The 18436-nt window shown below is 40.7% G+C and carries 18 protein-coding genes and 1 tRNA gene; 11 read left to right on the top strand and 8 right to left on the bottom strand.

Features of this window, described 5'->3' with window-relative positions; all coding sequences use genetic code 11:
* Positions 1 to 140 precede the first annotated feature (140 nt).
* Positions 141 to 446: a hypothetical protein gene (locus CH377_RS00975; RefSeq protein WP_100721979.1), complete on the bottom strand. Its 306-nt coding sequence runs from the start codon at positions 444 to 446 to the stop codon at positions 141 to 143.
* Between the two features lie 163 nt (positions 447 to 609).
* On the opposite strand from CH377_RS00975, the gene CH377_RS00965 reads away from it, so the two are divergent.
* The 10 genes from CH377_RS00965 to CH377_RS00920 all read left to right on the top strand — a co-directional run bounded on the left by CH377_RS00965 (position 610) and on the right by CH377_RS00920 (position 10231).
* Positions 610 to 1563 carry a helix-turn-helix transcriptional regulator gene (locus CH377_RS00965; RefSeq protein WP_100721978.1) on the top strand — a complete coding sequence of 318 codons (954 nt, stop codon included), beginning with the start codon at positions 610 to 612 and terminating at the stop codon, positions 1561 to 1563.
* A 45-nt stretch (positions 1564 to 1608) separates the two neighbouring features.
* Positions 1609 to 2502 (top strand): 4-(cytidine 5'-diphospho)-2-C-methyl-D-erythritol kinase, encoded by an 894-nt coding sequence (locus CH377_RS00960; protein WP_100721977.1) that lies wholly within the window; start codon positions 1609 to 1611, stop codon positions 2500 to 2502.
* Positions 2503 to 2512: 10 nt separating this feature from the next.
* Positions 2513 to 2588 (top strand) — tRNA-Gln (locus CH377_RS00955).
* A 25-nt stretch (positions 2589 to 2613) separates the two neighbouring features.
* A complete protein-coding gene (locus tag CH377_RS00950; protein ID WP_100721976.1) occupies positions 2614 to 3369 on the top strand; it encodes a sugar phosphate nucleotidyltransferase in 756 nt (251 codons plus the stop codon).
* On the top strand, positions 3366 to 4307 hold the full coding sequence (locus CH377_RS00945) for a ribose-phosphate diphosphokinase (protein ID WP_100721975.1): 942 nt from the start codon (positions 3366 to 3368) through the stop codon (positions 4305 to 4307). The genes CH377_RS00950 and CH377_RS00945 overlap by 4 nt, the downstream gene beginning before the upstream one ends.
* 17 nt (positions 4308 to 4324) lie before the next feature.
* A complete protein-coding gene (locus CH377_RS00940; protein ID WP_100721974.1) occupies positions 4325 to 4960 on the top strand; it encodes a 50S ribosomal protein L25/general stress protein Ctc in 636 nt (211 codons plus the stop codon).
* A gap of 42 nt (positions 4961 to 5002) precedes the next feature.
* Positions 5003 to 5566, top strand: a complete 564-nt coding sequence (pth, locus tag CH377_RS00935; RefSeq protein WP_086447991.1) for an aminoacyl-tRNA hydrolase — start codon at positions 5003 to 5005, stop codon at positions 5564 to 5566.
* 176 nt (positions 5567 to 5742) lie between these two features.
* Complete coding sequence (gene ftsH / locus CH377_RS00930) at positions 5743 to 7719, top strand: ATP-dependent zinc metalloprotease FtsH (RefSeq protein ID WP_100722775.1); 1977 nt, start codon at positions 5743 to 5745, stop codon at positions 7717 to 7719.
* Entirely contained in the window at positions 7716 to 8195 is a 480-nt protein-coding gene (locus CH377_RS00925) for an EVE domain-containing protein (protein WP_100721973.1), read from the top strand. Before ftsH ends, CH377_RS00925 begins: the two co-directional genes overlap by 4 nt.
* Positions 8196 to 8206: 11 nt before the next feature.
* The gene (locus CH377_RS00920) at positions 8207 to 10231 is read left to right on the top strand and encodes a PP2C family protein-serine/threonine phosphatase (protein WP_100721972.1); all 2025 of its coding nucleotides are present in this window, start codon (positions 8207 to 8209) and stop codon (positions 10229 to 10231) included.
* On the opposite strand, the gene CH377_RS00915 is transcribed toward CH377_RS00920, so the two are convergent.
* From CH377_RS00915 to CH377_RS00885, 7 genes are all read right to left on the bottom strand, one after another.
* Positions 10206 to 10583 carry a hypothetical protein gene (locus CH377_RS00915; RefSeq protein ID WP_100721971.1) on the bottom strand — a complete coding sequence of 126 codons (378 nt, stop codon included), beginning with the start codon at positions 10581 to 10583 and terminating at the stop codon, positions 10206 to 10208. The genes CH377_RS00920 and CH377_RS00915 overlap by 26 nt on opposite strands.
* Before the next feature lie 148 nt (positions 10584 to 10731).
* Positions 10732 to 12231, bottom strand: coding sequence for a polyamine aminopropyltransferase (locus tag CH377_RS00910; protein WP_100721970.1), 1500 nt, complete (start codon positions 12229 to 12231; stop codon positions 10732 to 10734).
* 1 nt (position 12232) lies between these two features.
* A complete protein-coding gene (locus CH377_RS00905; protein WP_100721969.1) occupies positions 12233 to 12433 on the bottom strand; it encodes a hypothetical protein in 201 nt (66 codons plus the stop codon).
* A gap of 9 nt (positions 12434 to 12442) precedes the next feature.
* Complete coding sequence (locus CH377_RS00900; protein WP_100721968.1) at positions 12443 to 14404, bottom strand: DUF4178 domain-containing protein; 1962 nt, start codon at positions 14402 to 14404, stop codon at positions 12443 to 12445.
* 75 nt (positions 14405 to 14479) lie between these two features.
* A complete protein-coding gene (locus tag CH377_RS00895; RefSeq protein ID WP_100721967.1) occupies positions 14480 to 15316 on the bottom strand; it encodes an adhesin OmpL37 family surface protein in 837 nt (278 codons plus the stop codon).
* A 56-nt stretch (positions 15317 to 15372) separates the two neighbouring features.
* Entirely contained in the window at positions 15373 to 17691 is a 2319-nt protein-coding gene (locus CH377_RS00890; protein ID WP_100721966.1) for a heavy metal translocating P-type ATPase, read from the bottom strand.
* 4 nt (positions 17692 to 17695) lie between these two features.
* Complete coding sequence (locus CH377_RS00885) at positions 17696 to 17902, bottom strand: heavy-metal-associated domain-containing protein (protein WP_100721965.1); 207 nt, start codon at positions 17900 to 17902, stop codon at positions 17696 to 17698.
* A 138-nt stretch (positions 17903 to 18040) separates the two neighbouring features.
* On the opposite strand from CH377_RS00885, the gene cueR reads away from it, so the two are divergent.
* Positions 18041 to 18430: a Cu(I)-responsive transcriptional regulator gene (gene cueR, locus CH377_RS00880; protein ID WP_100721964.1), complete on the top strand. Its 390-nt coding sequence runs from the start codon at positions 18041 to 18043 to the stop codon at positions 18428 to 18430.
* Positions 18431 to 18436 lie beyond the last annotated feature (6 nt).

Raw genomic sequence — 18436 nt, 5'->3', positions numbered from 1 at the left:
CCGCTTTAAGGTAACAAGGATGGAAATATTTTCTTGCGTAGATTATTCCTCCCTCTACTAGCGATTCATTGATCAAAATGTATTGTTCATTTCCTTTTTCGAGGCGGAGTCATTTTGGATCGCAAAAGAAGTGCAGATTATTATTCGATATCCTCATCGGATTCTATTTCTAGTTCGCAAAATTTAGAATGGTATTTGGTTTGTATCTCTCTTCTTTCTTTTACGATACCGGAGATGGGGATATAAAATTTGGATTTAAATCCGTACAATCTTCCGTAAACTCCATCTCCTTTTTTATAAGAAACTCTGGAATCTATACGAAATTGTAAGATCCTCTTTCCTATAATCTGTGCAGCTGCTAAAAACACTTGGTCTGAATCGAATAGCTCCAGATAAAATTTAGGAAGAAGTTTAAATGTATTTTTTAAAAAAGACGTTTGGGCCATATAAGCGCATTCTATTGGAAAGACCGGACAAATAGGTATCATCCGTCTTAAAATCCCATGTTTTCGATTACGATTCTGTAAAAAGAAGGGCCCGAAAAAATCCTTCTCAAATGATACGTATTTTTGATTGTCTCGGAATTTCCCGAAAGAAAGAATGTCCGACATGAATCCAAGTACGAAAAAACTCCAAACCAAATTAGCGGTGATTCATCTTTTGCAGGAAAACAAAAGAATGAGTTTGGAGGATCTTTCCAAATATTCAGGTATTGATGATATAAAAGATCTTAAAAAAGAACTCGGAAAATTGTACATGGTGGGTTCTTATCCATATACTCCGGATCAATTTGTGGAATTGGATTATGACGGAGAGACGATCGGTATTCGTATGCCTATAAGTTTGGAGCAAGGTTTGGTCCTAAGCGTCAAAGAATGGGCCATGATCCGAAAATTATTTTTGGAAGAAGGTGAAAAAGAAACAATTCCTTCCAGAAAAAAAATACTAAAATCTATATTAGATAAGATTCATACTATTCTTCCTTCAGCAGGGATACCTAGCGAGAATGAATTAAAGAAGAATATAGAGGACTCTATTTCCGAAGGTCAATCTTTACAGATTAAATACCGTGCCCAGGGGGAGGCGGAACCGGAATCCAGAAAAGTTGATCCTTGGGCGCTATTAAGTTTCCGGGAAGAATATTTGATTGGATATTGCCATTCCAGAAAGGCACCTAGAACATTTAGATTGGATTCCATTCTGCAATTGAATAGAACTCAGGAGAATGTTGCCGAGATCCCAGATGAAGAAAGAAAGAACGCAATCTCCAAATTAAAAAATTTTCTCCAAGGAGGAGAAGGGGATTCGAATTTTGCGGAGATCTATCATACTGCTGAGGTATATTTTAATCTGCATTCTCGTTTGCATCTGGAAAGGACTTCTACTAAAAAGCAGATCGGTTACACCATATATTATCTTTCTAAAGCAAGGATCAGAAATCAGGATTGGTTTTTGTCTGTTCTGAAAGGTTTTGGTCCGAATGTAATTCTTCATAATCCACCTGTGTTAAAGGAAAGAATGACTGCGTATTGGGAGACCATTTCTTCCGGTTCGTCCAATTAGGAATCGATTGACTCTTCTCCATTTACCATTGATTCAGGATATACCTTGCTTTCTCCCGCTAAGATCAACTTAGGATTAGAGATCCCTTACAAAAGACCGGACGGATTTCATGAGATCCGCAGTGTATTCTTACGTTTGAATTGGGGAGATGATATCCAGATTGAGCCGATTACTCCCGGATCTTTCGAATTGATCTCTAATAATCAGATCATTTTAGAAAAGAGACGTTTGTACGATGAGGTTTCTGAGAAAGGAGACCTCCGTAAAAATATTCTTTTCAAAACATTCTCCAAGATCAGAGCTCATTTTAGAGAACTTCCTGGTGTGAGGATCCATCTTACTAAAAAAATTCCTCCCGCTGCAGGCCTGGGAGGAGGATCAACAAACGCTGCATCACTTTTCTCTTTTTATTTTGGCCTGAGCCCGGAGTTTAATTCGGACCATATTTTTAAACTGGCGGCTGAGATCGGAGCCGACGTTCCCTTCTTCTTATCCGAAAATCATAGTTTGGTGTCCGGAAAAGGTGAGATCTTAAGGGAAATACAAGTGCATCCTGGCCAGGGAATTCTAGCATTAACTCCTCAGGTGCTCTCGACCGCTGAAATGTACGCAGGTCTCAAAAAGCCTTTACAAGCCGACCCTCCCTCGAAAAGATGGATTTCTCTAGGCAATGACGTCGAGTTTTCTTTAAAAGAAGGAAATTGGGCGGCTTTGAGAGAAAAGCTCGTAAACGACTTCGAGCCTCTTGCCTTCCGAAAGTTTCCCCAGCTGGGGAAATTAAAGGAAAGCTTTTTGGCGAATGGAGCTAGTTACTCCTCCTTAACTGGATCAGGATCTTGTATCTATGGTTTGGTGCAGGGATTGGAGATACGGGAAGAGCTGTTAGCCAAAATGCAAACGGAATTTCCCGACCTTACGTTTGTAAGCTTTAATTATTAAAGAATGAAACTGGGCCGTCGCCAAGTGGTAAGGCAGCGGTTTTTGGTACCGCCATTTCATAGGTTCGAATCCTATCGGCCCAGCCACTGTTTGATTTCACCGGATTACTGAATGGACGCCAAAAAGGAAGCAGTCGCCGTAGTTTTAGCTGCGGGAAAGGGAACCCGCATGAAGACGGAGCTCCCAAAGGTGGCTGTTCCTTTAAATGGAAAGCCCCTTTTAAACCATGTTATTGATCACCTCAAAGAAGCAGGTATCAATGACATAGTCATAGTTGTAGGCTATAAAAAAGAAGAAGTCCAAGCACTTTGCGAAGGAATTCCAGGAATTCGTTTTGCCGAACAAAAAGAGCAATTAGGCACAGCTCACGCAGTATTAAGCGCCGAAGAATTTGTTAAGTCCCATAAAGGCCCTATCCTTGTAGCTTGTGGTGATGTTCCAATGATCACAGGGGATACCTTCGGTTCTCTCCTTTCCACACATGTCCAAAATGGATTCTCCGCTACTCTACTTTCCGCAAAGGTGGATATTCCTACCGGTTACGGAAGGATAGTTCGTAATTCTTCCGGAGAAGTAACCGCAATCGTTGAAGAAAAAGATGCAGATGCGGAACAGAAAAAAATAAACGAGATCAACACTGGAACTTATGTTTTCAGTTCCGAAATTCTTTTCGAATCTCTTAGAAAAATCGGAAATAGCAATGCTCAGGGAGAATATTATCTTCCTGATCTAGTAGAGTTGTACAAAAAAGAAGGAAAAAAGTTGGGCGCAGTAATTCTTAAAAACAGCGGAGAAAGCCAAGGTGTGAATTCTCCTGCAGACTTGGAAAACTTAGCGGCAGTTTTAAATGGAGCGGTGGCACAATGAGCGGCTCTAATATCGCAGTTTTTTCAGGATCTTCCAATCGTACGATCGCAAATGAAATTTGCCAAGAGTTAGGAATAGCTCCTGGTAAGATCAATCTTCGCAAATTTTCCGACGGAGAGATTGCGGTTAAGATAGAAGAGAACGTAAGAGGAAGAGACGTATTCATTATCCAATCTACTTCTGCGCCTGCAAACGACAACCTGATGGAACTACTTTTGATCATGGACGCGTTAAGACGCGCTTCTGCAAAAAGTATTTCGGTAGTTGTTCCTTATTACGGTTATGGACGCCAGGATAGAAAAGCGGAACCGAGAGTTCCAATCTCCGCAAGAGTTGTAGCTGATCTAATCGAAGTTTTAGGTCCTACAAGAGTGATCGTAATGGATCTTCATGCGGATCAAATCCAAGGTTTTTTCAAAGTTCCTGTCGATAATCTTCATTTTAGTCCAGTACTAGTAGAATATATTCTTAGCAAAAAGTTCGAAGATCTAGTCATCGTTTCTCCTGACTCAGGTGGAGCGGAAAGAGCAAGATCTTTCGGTAAAAAAGTAAACGCGACTTTAGCGATCATAGACAAGAGAAGACCGAAAGCAAATGTTTCCGAAGTGATGAACGTGATCGGTGAGATAGAAGGTAAGAATTGTATCCTTCTGGATGATATGATCGATACTGCGGGCACAATCTGTAAAGCTGCCGACGCTCTTTTGAAAAATGGAGCTAAGTCAGTGTATTGTGCGGCTACTCATGGAGTTCTTTCCGGAGAAGCTATCGATCGTTTGAACTCTACTCCTTTTACAGAGGTTGTATTGTCGAATACGATCGAGATCCCAGAATCCAAAAAAATCACTAAGTTAAAAACTCTCTCAGTAGCTCCGTTATTTGCTGCTGCGATCCAGAGAATATCGACCAATCAATCGGTCAGCGACCTATTTATATAAGAACAAGGGTAAAGACAATGAGCCACAAATTAGCTGTTAAAAAAAGAACTGAAACCGGCAAGAACGTAAACAATCGTCTTCGTGAAGCTGGACAAGTTCCTATTAACATTATCGGAGGCGGAAATGCCGCATCCGGTTCTGTAAACGAGAAAGAACTTGAAAAACTAGTTCATTCCGGAATCCGTCAGTCCACTCTAATCGAGTTGGAAGTAGAGGGAGAAGGGATCCAAAAAGTTTTCGTTAAAGAAGTGCAACGTTTTCCTGAAATCGACAGAATTCGCCACGTAGACTTCTACAAAGTTGAGCCTGGTAAGAAGATCGTTACTAAGATCGGAATTCGCACCGAGGGAACTGCAAAAGGTTCTAAGATGGGTGGTCAGTTCGACCATTTGATCCATGAGATCCGTGTGAAAACTGTTCCTGAGGATCTACTCGAAACTCTGGTTCTAGATGTAACCGATCTAGATGTAGGCGATTTTATCAAAGTTAGTAACTTAAAAGTTCCTGCAAGTTGGGAAATTTTAGTGAACGGAGATCCGATCGTTGCAGCAGTTCTAAAAACCAAAGCTTTACTTGCTCAAGAAAGAGCAGAAGCTAAGGAAGCAGCTGGAGCGAAGCCGGGAGCAAAAGCCGGAGCTAAAAAAGGGAAATAATTTCCCCGTCCCGAGATCTAAAAAATTGGAGTACGTTATTGTATGAAGCTAATCGTCGGACTGGGTAATCCCGGAGACAAATACAATAATAACCGAGCTAATATCGGCTTCAAAATTTTAGATGTGATCGCCAATAATATAAACGTTGAGATCAAGACTAAAAAGAAAAAGTCTTTGATCGGGCGAGGCGATTTCGAAGGAGAAGAGGTTGTATTATTAAAACCTCAGACCTTCAGTGATCTATCGGGAGAGTCCGTTCTGTACATAGCTTCCTTCCTGAAAATTCAGGTACAGGATATTCTTGTAATCCACGAAGATTTAACCTTACCCTTGGGTAAAATTGTAGTGGATAAGGGAGCTAACGGGAATGAAAATCCCGGGATCAAATCAGTGATCCAATCCTTACGTTCTCCAAACTTTATCCGCATCCGTATCGGGATCGGTAACGACCAATTTGACGGCACAAATCTGGACGGATTTTTGAAGGAAGATTTCCAACCTTTAGAAAACTTAAGTTTGATCCAGATTATCAACGACGCGGAAGCTGCAATTCGTTCCATCAGTTTGGGCGATATTGAAGACGTGATCGAAAAATACAGATTGTAAAAATCCTTTACTTTTCCGGAAAAAAAGGGACTCTGATTAATGGGGAACCTTTTCATTAGAAACGGTTTCCAAATAGTATCCGGTTTACGATTCCGGCAGGTCCAATGCCTGTTTCCTTTAGTCTAACTACGGGAATAATGTGGCTCCGAAGAGATGGCGGAGCTTGGGAGTTACACATGAATAACAATAATAAAGGTCTTAGATTACTTATACTTTTTATCTTAGTAATCTTAGGATTAGCACTTCTCGTTCCGCAGATCCAAACTGCTCTGGGCAAACCTAGAATATTACCGTTCTCTCAATTTATGAACATGGTAGAACCGGATGCTTCTTCCAAACCGAAAGGCAAACTGGTTAAGACCACAGACTCCAATTTCCCCGGCTGTGACAAGTTAGTCATGGAAGGTGATATGATCAAGGGTTGTTACGAACCATTTGAAGAAGGAGCAGCAAAAGCCCCTGTTCGTTTCGAGACCAGGATCGCTCCTATCGACAAAGAATTCCTTTCTTCTTTAAGAAAAACGAATATTGATCTGGAAGTAGTTCCTTCTGAGAACGGACACGGATTCGGAATGTTGAGTTCCTTCCTTCTGATCGCAGTAATTGGTATTTTCGTATTTTACTTTTTTATTATGCGCCAAGTTCAGTCTACCGGCAACAAGGCTTTCTCTTTCGGAAAATCTAAAGCTAAGATGACTGTGGATCCAAAGGTTAAGGTAAGTTTTGCGGACGTTGCAGGATGTGAAGAAGCCAAAACCGAATTGGTCGAAATTATAGAATTCTTAAAAGACCCTAAAAAATTCCAAGCAATGGGTGCAAGGATCCCAACCGGAGTTCTTTTAGTAGGTCCTCCGGGAACTGGTAAAACTTTACTCGCTAGAGCGGTTGCGGGAGAAGCTGGAGTACCATTCTTCAGTATCTCCGGTTCCGACTTCGTAGAGATGTTCGTGGGTGTGGGAGCTTCTCGTGTTCGCGACTTGTTCGAACAAGGTAAGAAAAATTCTCCATGTATCATCTTTATAGATGAGATCGATGCAGTGGGAAGATTGAGAGGAGCCGGATGGGGCGGTGGTCATGACGAAAGAGAGCAGACCCTGAACCAAATGCTCGTTGAGATGGATGGTTTCGAGAAGAACGAAGGTGTGATCGTAATGGCAGCTACTAACCGTGCTGACGTTTTAGATCCTGCGTTACTTAGACCGGGACGTTTCGACCGCCAAGTGATGGTAGATCTTCCTGACTTAGTAGGAAGAGAACAGATCCTAAAAGTGCATTCCAGAAAAGTTCCTTTAACAAGTGATATTTCTTTGAATTCAATCGCAAGAGGAACCCCTGGATTTACAGGTGCGGATCTTTCTAACTTGATCAATGAGGCTGCTTTACTTGCAGCACGTAAGAATAAAAAACGTGTAACTCAAGAAGAATTAGAAGAGGCACGCGACAAAGTGATGATGGGCCCTGAGCGTAGATCCTTCTTCATTTCCGAAAAGGAAAAAGAAGTGATTGCATATCACGAAGCAGGCCACGCGATCTTAGGAACACTTCTCGCTTATACAGAACCTGTTCATAAGGTAACCATCATTCCGAGAGGAAGAGCATTAGGTCTTACTCAATCTCTTCCTACAGAAGATAAACATATTCATACTAAAGCGTATTGGCTGGATCAAATTGTAGTTTGCATGGGCGGGTTCATCGCAGAAGAATTTAAGTTCAAAATGACTTCTACTGGCTCCAGCAATGATATCCAACAAGCTACCAATATCGCAAGAAGAATGGTCTGTGATTGGGGAATGTCCGAAAAACTGGGTACAATCAATTACGGAAGCGGCCATGAGAGTCCTTTCTTAGGAAGGGATATGGGCCAGAGCAATAAGGCTTATAGCGAAGAATTTGCAGCAATGATCGACAAAGAGATCAGAGGGATTGTTCAGACCTGCCTGGATAAGGGAAGGGAACTAGTCCGTAAGAACTCCACCAAGTTCGAAAATCTTGCGAAGGCTCTTCTTGCAAAAGAAACAGTTTCTCACGACGAGTTGATGGCGATCGTTCATCCTTCTCATGAAGAAACTAAAAAGAAAACTGAACGTTCTAACAAAAAGGAAAAGTCAGGAGAAATTCCTAACAAACCAGCTTATTCTGCCGGCATTGAATGAAATTCTGGCTTTTTAAAACCGAGCCTGACGTTTTTTCCATAGATACTTTGGCTTCTTCTCCCGGCAAAACAGCGCCTTGGGAGGGAGTCAGAGGTTACGGAGCGAGAAATTACCTAAGGGATGAGATCAAAAAAAAGGATCTTATCCTATTCTACCATAGCAGTTGTAAACCTCCTCATGTGGCAGGGCTTGCGGAAGTAGTCAAAGAAGGTTACCCGGATCATTTCGCTTTTGATAAGAAACATAAGTATTATGATCCAAAAAGTGATCCACAAAAACCGACCTGGTTCATGGTGGATGTGAAATTTAAGGAAAAATTTTCTCGCCCAATTTCGCTAGAAGAATTAAGATCCCACGGGCAACTAAAAGGGATGGTCCTTTTGCAGCCGGGTGGTAGACTTTCCATCCAGCCGGTTAGCGAAGAACAGTTTCATTATATTTGTAAATTGGCCGGGGCGAAAAGTCTTCCCGGTTAGGGAGATTTTTGGTGAATATTTTCCGAAAAATTCGGAATATCAGCTTCATTCTGCTGATCCTCATCCTAGGTATAGGTTCCCTATACTCTCAGGAAGATGTTCCTGTTTTTCCGATCTCCGGTTCCATGTCTGGAACTCCCATAAACAAATTTACATTTATCCGAAAGATCCGTCCTGGAGAAGTGAAAACTCCTACTGACTTAGAAATTGGTGACTGGACCAGAATGGATAAGGACAGTTTATCTTACAGTTTCACTGATGATCAGTTTTTAATAAAGTTCAAGATACAAGCTCCTCCTAAAGAAGGAACGATCTCCTGGTATTTAGTTTTGAATAACCCGGGAATGGAAAACCTTACTGTTTTTAAAAGAGTACGGGGACCCCAAGGATTAGTATGGTCTGAACTTTCCAGGGACATGAGGATGTCCTATATCCAACCTGCATTCTTAATTGAAACTCCTCCAAATAAGCAGGAAGAATTTTTAATCCACGCTTCTACCAGAAGATCCCTAGTTTTGAATTTTCAAGCCTGGGCACCTAAAGAATTCGCTGCCCATATCCAAATGGAGAATCTATTCTTGGGGATTTTTTTCGGGGCGATTGGGATCATGTTGGTGTATAACGGATTTCTTGCCTTTGTGGTGAAGGATTCCAGTTATTTCTTCTACGTTCTATACTTATTGTTCTATGGACTTTGGCAGATGGCAGTGACAGGAGTCGGCGCACAGTATCTGATCCCTGCTCCGGCTACTTCTTGGAACGATTATCTGACAGGGTTTGCTTTCTTATCCGTTGCATTTTCTCTTTTATTTACTCGCTCCTTCTTGCATATGGAAAGAGAGACCGGTTGGAAGAATTATGCTTTCTTAATATTATCGGCGATTGCTATTTTTGGATTTATTGCCTCATTATTCTCCAGCATCTACGGGCCGATGATTTGGGCAGTTTCCTGGTATCCTTTCCTGGCTGCAGTTTTAGTGATCTATTCTGCTGCGATCCGTCTGAGAAGGGGATATCGTCCTGCACGTTATTTCCTATTGGCATGGTCCGTCCTGATCCTTTTTGTTTTGATCACTGCTCTTAGGAACCTGTCCATTATTCAGGATACCGAACTCACTCATTGGTCCGCTCAATTCGGTTCTTTGGTGGAGATGACTCTACTTTCTTTTGCTTTGGCGGATAGGATCAAAACATTAGAGAAAGATTCTTTGCAGGCTCGATTGGAAAATTACGAAAGCCAATTAAAGTTAACCGAAATAGAACAAGAACTTAAGATTGCGAGAGAGCTACAAGAGTCCATTCTTCCTGATCGTTTACCTGAAGTGAAAAATCTGAAACTTTCCGTAAGGGGAGAATTTGCAAGTTCCGTGGGAGGTGACTTCTACGATTTCCAATATTTGGAATCTGGCAAGTTGGGTATCTTTTTATCCGATGTTTCAGGCCATGGTGTACCTGCTGCGATCATTTCTTCGATGGTGAAGTTGGCATTCTCGATTGAATCTAGAAAGAATGAAGATCCTGCAGAAGTTTTAAGAAGTATTAATAGATCCTTAAGCGGTAAGTACGGAAAACATTTTATCACCGCAGCTTATCTTATAATCGATCCTGCGAACGGAAAAGTGACTTATTCAAATGCGGGGCATCCTCCTATTGTTGCTATAGATAAAGAATCCGGAGAGACCAAGGAAATATTTTTACCTGGCTGGATCATGGGAATGGACCCGAATCTAAAAAACTCCGTTGTGGAGTTCCAGATGAAACCTGGAGATCGTTTGATCGTATATACCGACGGGATCACGGAAGCCAGAAGTAAAAGTGGGGAAATTTTCGGATTCCAGAGATTTTATAAATTGTTAAGCGATCATATGCAATCGCCTGGAGAGAAACTTGGTGAGGATTTGTTTGCAACCGTAAGAAATTTTACGGGAAACAGAAAACATTTCGAAGACGATTTAACATTTCTCGTCTTAGATTATTTGCCGATCCCCGATGAGAGTGGAATTAAGGAAATTACTTCGAGTTTTTCAAAAAGCTGATTAGCTCGTTAGAAACTTGGATCGGGCGTTTTCTATAGCTCTTCTTATATTCTTTTTTGTATTCTTTATGACAGTTTTTGCAGGATGATTCCAAATCTCCTGATGCAAGAGCTTGGTCAGTGATCTCTTTCCATTTTGTCTTTTGTTCGTCTAAGGCCCAGTTTGGAACCTCTTTTAAGATCTTTTCGAGAGCTGCCTTATCACCTTTCTTAGCTTTTTTAGAAGCTGGTTTAGTGTAATCTTCCATGAAATCGTGTAACGTGGTTTCTGTGGTTCCGGATTGTGCGTAGGAAGCAGAAACACCTAGTAAGAATAATAAAACGATGCAGATATTTTTAAGTTTACGGTTCATCTAAGAAAGTCCTCTTTTCCTATACTTTTAAGTCTTTATAAGTTTAGGGAAGTCCTTTCCTTTTTTAAAGAAAGAATCCTGGTTTATAAAAATCATTACTACTTTGAAATTTTGGGAACCTAAAAGAAGGTAGAAGTTCGGGATTTTTTTAATCTAAGATACGATTCCATTCTTGGTCGTAATAACGCACAAGGCTTTGGTTATCCAATCGATTCGGTTCAGTCGGTACTCTGGACATATCCTGCGGAAATTCAGAAATAGATTTGAGTTCAGTTTCATTCAGGAATTTTAATCCTGAAGGAAGATCTTTTCTGTATCCTCCTAATTTACCTATAGATCCCAAAACAAATCCCCATTCTCCGAAGGAAGGAACATATACATGTAGGGCCCTGGTATTAAAACCGGATTCCTTGAGAGTGGCTTCTACACACCAGAAAGACATTCTTGCGAATAAAGGAGAAGTGGACTGTATCTCCACGACTGAAAATTCGTTTAGCCTTCTTTTTAAACTTCTATAAAACGCAGTGCTGTATAGCTTTCCAATGGAGAAGTTGCTTGGATCCGGAAAATCTATCAGCACCACGTCGAATACTGAGTTGGATTCTTCTAACCATAAAAAAGCGTCTGCGTTTTGGACTTTTACTTTAGGGTTTTTTAAACTAGATCCGTTGATCTCCATAAGAACTGGTTGTTCCGAAAAGATACGTGTCATCTCAGGATCCAAGTCTACCAAGGTGATCGATTCTATGCTTGGATACTTTAAAATTTCTCTTACTGCTAAGCCATCTCCTCCTCCTAAAACCAAAACTCTTTTCGGGTTTGGGTGAGATAGAAGTGCAGGATGCGCCAATGTTTCATGGTATCTATACTCGTCTCTGGAACTGAATTGTAGATGCCCATTCAGAAAAAGTCTAAGTTCACTTTTATATCTTGTAACTATAATTTTTTGGAAATTTGTTTGTTTGGAGTAGATGATCTCATCCGAAAAAAGATTTTCTTCACTGTAATAGGTGATCATCTCTGAAAATGCGAATCCCAATCCGAGTAGGGTCAATACAAGAGCGGATTTTGCTCTCAATAGGTTTTTATGTTTTTCAGATAGAGGAAGAACGAATGTTCCCCATAATGCGGTTCCTGCATTGAGTAATCCGAAAAAGAAAGAAGTTCTCACCATTCCTAATTTAGGAGCGAAGAAGATCGGAAATGCCAAGGAGGCCAAAAGCGCTCCTGCGTAATCCAAACTAAGCACCTTGGAGACCATATCACGAAATCCTAATTTATTCTTTAGGATACGAAGAAGTAGAGGTATCTCCATTCCTACCAGCGTTCCAACCGCTACTACGATACTAAAGAGCGGAATTTGGAATATTCTGGTCTGTCCGAAACTTAAGAACAAGATTGCCGCGCTGAATCCACCTAATAATCCTAATGCGAGTTCTACATCTAGGAATTTAGGGATTAAATCTTCTATTAGGTAGCGGGAAAGCCAACTTCCGATTCCCATAGAGAATAGATATACTCCTATTACTAAGGAAAACTGAGTGACTGTTTCTCCGAGCAAGTAACTCGCCACAGTGCCTGCTAATAGCTCGTATACTAAACCGCAGGAAGAAAGTATTAAGACGGAGATTAATAAGGCTCTCTGCAGTTTATTTTCCCCCTGGGAAATTTCTGGTAAACCAAGCGTAATGAGAACGATAGATCCCAGGGTTTTGTCTAACAGTTTTAGGGACCTGGTTCACTTCTTCGAAATCAGTGGTGGCTCCACCTTTTCTATATTCCGAAAAAAATCCGAGGCCTAATGAGGCTGCGAACAGAGGATAAACAAGACCTTTTAAAAAATTCCACATAATAAATCCTTAAACTCTTTTGGATTCGAAAGAATAACTTCTGAAAAAAGTGTAAATCAAAGGAAGCCATAGAAAAATAGAAAATAAGAAGAATGGAGCAGGGCTCATCACATCTCTTATTACCTTCACACTGTATTCTGAACCCCAGCCCACAGGAAAATCGGATTGGCTTTCTAATCTAAGATAATATCTTCCTGGAGGGATCTCCGCCAAAGATTTAGAATCTGATTTGGAACCTTCTGACCAAGATTCTCCATCGTCCACTCCATGATAGTAGCTAGTTTCGATAGAAGTATCGTAAGCTGTATCCGTGTCTTCATTGATCAGAACAGCCGAGAAGAATAGATACTTATTGTCCAAGTTAGGAGCTTCGATCTGGATCTCCACATTCTCAGTTGATTCTCCTTTTAATTCGAATACATCCGTTACGAAAGAATTATCTCTAAAATTAGCACTCCCGATATCCGTATTGGGCACAGAGGTTTGGACGTATTTGAATTTTCCCTGATAGACTACTTGGTTTTTAGCCTTGATACATCCGTATACTTGAAATACAAAAAATACTGCGGTGAGAGCTACTGCCGTCCATAGATTTCGTTTTAATCTGTTCTTGAATGGATTCGGCTCGCATACTCCGACTATTTCAGGTTTTCTTAATTTAGAAGCCGTATCTAAAGGAATCGCAGACTTCATCGTATCAAAAGGAATAAATACCCCTTTGGACCAGAAAAGTTCCTTATCGGTTCTTTCAGAGGAGATCATATAAGGAGGAGAAATAAAATCTTCGAGCTGCGCCTTCTCCCCTGCGGAAACTTTCCAGTAGAATTCACCCAATGCGAAATCAGTATTGGCATCGGAATTAGCGAACCACTTATAAGATCTTTTCTGAAAAACACGTTTTAATCCAGGCGCCCATTTTGGAACTCCAGGAAGTGGCTCGAAATAGGTCCAGTTATCCCCATTCTCATTCAGCCAAGCGTATCCACCTTTGTATCGGAGAAGATAGTCGGTCCAGGTATAAGTCTCGTCGTCTACTTCAGTAGATTTTCTTAATACTCCGATAACTTTTGATTCGGGAAAATTAGGCAACTTGATCGGAGTTCCTAAAGGAAGAAGTACATTATCTCTGGAAACTTGATCGAACTTTGCGATGATTTTTAGATCATCACTTTCAGTATCCATTACGGAACCACAATATTCGCAGGCCAAGGATTTGGAAAAATCGGGACTAAATTGATTGAGAGAAGCTCCGCAACCTTTACATTCGATCGACTTTGCAGGGACCTGAGTTTGGTTATATGCTACTTCTTCTTGCCTGAGCCCGGTTAAGTTTAATTCTTCTAATGCGGAAAAATTTCCGGAAAATAATAGTGCAGGAGATTCCGAATAGTCCAAGGTTCCGAACATTCCATCTTCGCTTGCAAGATCTAATAAGACTGCTTCGTATCCGGTCTGGAATCCGATAGGGAGTTCACCTTCTCCACCTATACAGGTAGCTTTCATGATCTCTTTTAGGGTCCAGTTTTCTCCTAAATAAAAACTGTCTCCCGGAGTGATCCTTTCTCTTCTTCCGGAGGCGATTACGATCGGGTCTTCCTCGCCTTCTAAGGTTGGGATCTTGTCTGTTTGAACTCCAACATTTAGTTTTGTATAATAATAGGAACCTTGGGCTTCTCCTAACCAGGCAGAACTTCCATCTCCTTCCATGAGATGCCATTCGTTCCAGAAGCCTAACTCGAATTTAAGTTGGATCCTTCCGATAACTCTGAAAGGAGTACCGTTATAATTCCCTTGGGTCCCGAGTTGTATAATAGAATGATCGTCTGCGAGTTCTCCCGCGGTGCCGATCTTTTCCAAATTTACATCTTTTTTGAGAGAGAGAGTTTTACAACTGGAGCAAACCGCATAAACGGAAGCCTTATTGATGATGGGGACAGGGGCTCCGCAATTAGGACAACTTAGTTCAGACACAAAGAAAGGTGATAACTTCCGGAGGATACTCTGTCAATCCTGGTTTTAAGGGGACGAAAGAAATTTCCTGAATTTTTAGGGGATAACGGAGCGTTTCGCCATTCTTCTCGCCCGATCACTGGCCGGATCTATATCTCCCAAAGCTTTTTCCAACTCTTGAAGGCCTGGATTCTCCCAAGTGGCTTCGTATAGGTTCGGAGAATTGAAGATATGAAAATGATTATCGAAATGGATCCTATTATAATAGTCCGCCTTGGTGAACATTGCGCGGTTGATCTCATTAAAAATTTCTTCAAATTCTGTGGTTTGCAGATCCGGTTCGAAGTCGGAAAGAAATTTCAAAGAAAGAAGAATGACGTATTCTCTGGATTGTTTTAATAATTTCAGAGCCTCGTATAAGTATTGGGTTTTAATCCCAGGTAGATAAGGCCTAGTATTATCTGCGATTGTTTTTTTCTGGTTAGAGGCGCCATATTCCCTATAACCCATTTCCAAATGATGCCTTGCTTCCGCATCTTTTGTTCTTAGAGCATATTTGGATAAAAAATCCAATTCTCTTCTCACGCTAAGGGCAGAAGCTTCTACTGCCTTACCATATAATATGACCAATAATCTTTGGGTTTGGCGCATCTCATCGTAAGAGTGTGAAAGATCGAATTGTAAGTATAGGGTGAATGTCTCTATATGATGTTGTAAACATCTACGAAATAATGCTTTATCTTCTTCTGTTCCGTAATTAGAGATTGTACTGTTAATCGCTTTTAGATGGAATTCGTTTTGTTTTAACCCCCTTTCTACTCGGACTAGAGCAGTAGCTCTATTACTGTCTAAGTCAGCTTTTGTCTGTCCAAAAGGGAGGACTATAAATGCGAAAAGAAGAAGTATGTATGTTCGATATCTTTTCGATCCCATATTAGGATTTTCGGAAATAGGAGGGGTCCAAATTGAACCCCGTTATAAGATAAATTTCACTGAACGATTTTTTGTCTTATGTCCTTTCTCTTAAGTCGGAGTGCATTTAGGACCACAGAAACAGAGCTGAATGCCATCATAGCGCCTGCAATCCAAGGAGCTAAAAGTCCTGCAGCTGCGATTGGGATCCCCAGAGTGTTATAAGCAAGTGCCCAGAAAAAATTTTGTCTGATATTTCCTGTAGTGGCCTTAGCGATTAGGATGGCTTCTGCAATTTTTTCCAGATCTCCTTTTACCAAAACTACTCCTGCGGTCTCGATTGCGACTCCTGTTCCTGTGCCCATTGCAAATCCTACATCCGCCTTAGCTAATGCAGGCGAGTCATTGATACCGTCGCCGGTCATCCCTACCGTTTTTCCTTTGGATTGCTGATTGGAAAGTATCTCAGCTTTATCCTTTGGAAGAAGAGAAGCATACACATTTTTGATCCCGACTTTAGAAGAGATATTTTCTGCTACGGAAGCATGGTCCCCGGTTAAGAGTAATGTTTCAATTCCGAGAGAATCCAGTTTCTCCAATGCAGATTTTGCATTTTGGCGGATTGTATCTTCTATTGCGAAAATGATCCATGTAGGACTTTTCTCATTCTCTGATCTAGCCCAGACTATTGTTTTGCCTTCTTTCTCCCAAGAATTAGAAACTTCTAATAAATCTTTAGGTAAACTTTCCTTATCTTCAAAAAATTCCAGTTTTCCGATCTTAATTTTATTTTGGTTTACTTTAGCAGTGATTCCAAGTCCGGGAACAGTCTGTAAATTTTCTGGAGAAAGAACGGAGTGGCCTTTTAATCTTACAAAGGAAACGATTGCCTTTCCTAAAGGATGAGAGGATGCAGATTCCACGGATGCGGAAGAAGAGAGTAGATCCGATTCTTCTCCTATAAATTTGTAATCTGTTACGGAAGGATTTCCTTCGGTGATTGTTCCAGTTTTATCAAATGCAATCAGATTTAGAGAAGCAGTGGTTTCTAAAACTTCTGAGTTTCTGAATAAAATCCCAAGGCTTGCTGCTTTTCCTGTCCCGACCAAGATTGAAATTGGAGTAGCAAGTCCTAATGCACAAGGACAGGCAATCACTAAGATCGCGATTGATTTTTCAAGAGCGGAACCTAATTCTCCTGCTTCTAAAAAGAAAAACCATAACAAAAAGTTAAACAAAGATATTAGGATCACTGCAGGAACAAATACTGCGGAAATTTTATCCGCGATCTTCTGGATGGGTGCCTTGGAGCTTTGTGCTTCTTCGACGGTCTTGATAATGGATGCAAGTACCGTTTCGGAGCCGACGGAGGTTGCTTGTACAATTAGATTTCCGTTCCCGTTGACTGTTCCGCCGAATACTTGGCTGTCTTTCTTTTTGTCTAGCGGAAGACTTTCTCCTGTTAACATGGATTCATCTACGGAGCTAAAACCTTCTAAGACTAGTGCATCTACCGGAAATTTTTCTCCAGGTCTGACTTGTAAGATATCCCCTTTTTTTACGTATTCAGTGGGGATTTCAGACCAACCTTCTTCCTTTTTAATACGAGCTGTTTCAGATTTTAATTCCAGTAAGGTTTGGATTGCAGAAGAACTTTTTCCTTTCGCCTCTGCTTCCATCCATTTTCCTGCGAGTATAAAACAAAGTAATACTGCGGATGTTTCGTAGTATAAAGGTGGAAGCGAATGTATGTGCGCGCCTTCTTCCCAGAAAGATGAGAAGAACAGATCTCCTTGCTGTACACCTTGCAAAATGGAAAGTATAAAACTATATCCGAATGCTGCGGAGGTTCCTAAGGAAACCAATACGTCCATGTTTGCGCTTCCATTCTTGATCGCTCTGAATGCGCTTTTATAAAATGGAAATCCGATCCAGAACTGTACTGGAAATGCCAATACAAATTGTATCCAAGGATGCATTAAGGCTTTCGGATTCGGTAAGAATTCCAAAAAGGAAAAATGGGACACCATAGAATAGAAAAGTGGGGAAGCGAATAGAAGAGAGATAAGAAATCTAAATCTTAATTTGGATCTTTCTTTTCTATGTAGTTCTTCCGTTTCTTTATAATTATTCTCTGAATGCTCTTTTGCGGAATATCCTAGCGACTCAACTTTAGAAAATAATTCCGAAGAATTTACAGACTCGCTGAATCTTACGAATGCAGTTTCCCTTCCGAAATTGACCCTAGCTTCTTCTACGCCGGGGACTTTGTTTAATCCTATTTCTATCCTTCTTGCACAATTGGCACAGGTCATTCCGAAAAGATCTAAAGTGATCTCGGATGATTTTTCTTCAGGGGAGAAGGTTTTGGCTTCTTCTCTAATTTCCGCGTTCATTTTTTTACTCCTGGTTGATGGAAACCACTGGATAACCTTCTTCTTCCAATAGTTTGGGAAGAGAGGAGATATCCTTTTTGGTTTCGAAACGAGCAGTCTGGGAGTTTAGGTCCACCACTGGTTTAGACTCTGAATCGAAAGATTGGATTGTTTTAGATACCGTTCTCACACAATGATCGCAGGTCATTCCCGATAATTTGATCTCGTACATTTTAATTCTCCTTGATCTATAACACTATTGTCAACCTTCCAATAGTGGGAAGGTCAAGACCCAAATCCAAAAAAAAATCCTATTTTTTTAAAAAAATAAGATTTTCCAACCTTCTAATTATTAGAAGGTTATGAATTTATGAATATCGGAGAAGTTGCTAAATTATCCGGGGTAAACCCAAAATTAGTCAGGCATTACGAATCCATTGGTTTAGTCTCTAAACCAATTCGTGCAGATTCAGGATATAGACTGTATTCAGAAAAAGATATTCATACATTGAGATTTATCAAAAGAGCAAGAGGTCTTGGATTTTCATTGCCTGAGATTAAACAGTTATTGGGACTTTGGAAAAATAAATCTAGGGCAAGTGCCCAGGTCAAATCCCTTGCAATGACTCATGTAAAAGAAATGCAGGCTAAAATTTTGGAATTACAATCCATGTGTGATACTCTTACTCATTTAGCAAAACATTGTCATGGAGATCATAGACCGGATTGCCCGATCTTAGAAGAGTTAGAAGGGGAATAAGCCCCT

Source organism: Leptospira haakeii, assembly GCF_002812045.1.
In the GTDB taxonomy this organism is placed as follows: domain Bacteria; phylum Spirochaetota; class Leptospiria; order Leptospirales; family Leptospiraceae; genus Leptospira_B; species Leptospira_B haakeii.
Note: the sequence above shows the minus strand (reverse complement) of the source record. Positions and strands in the feature narration are given on the sequence as shown.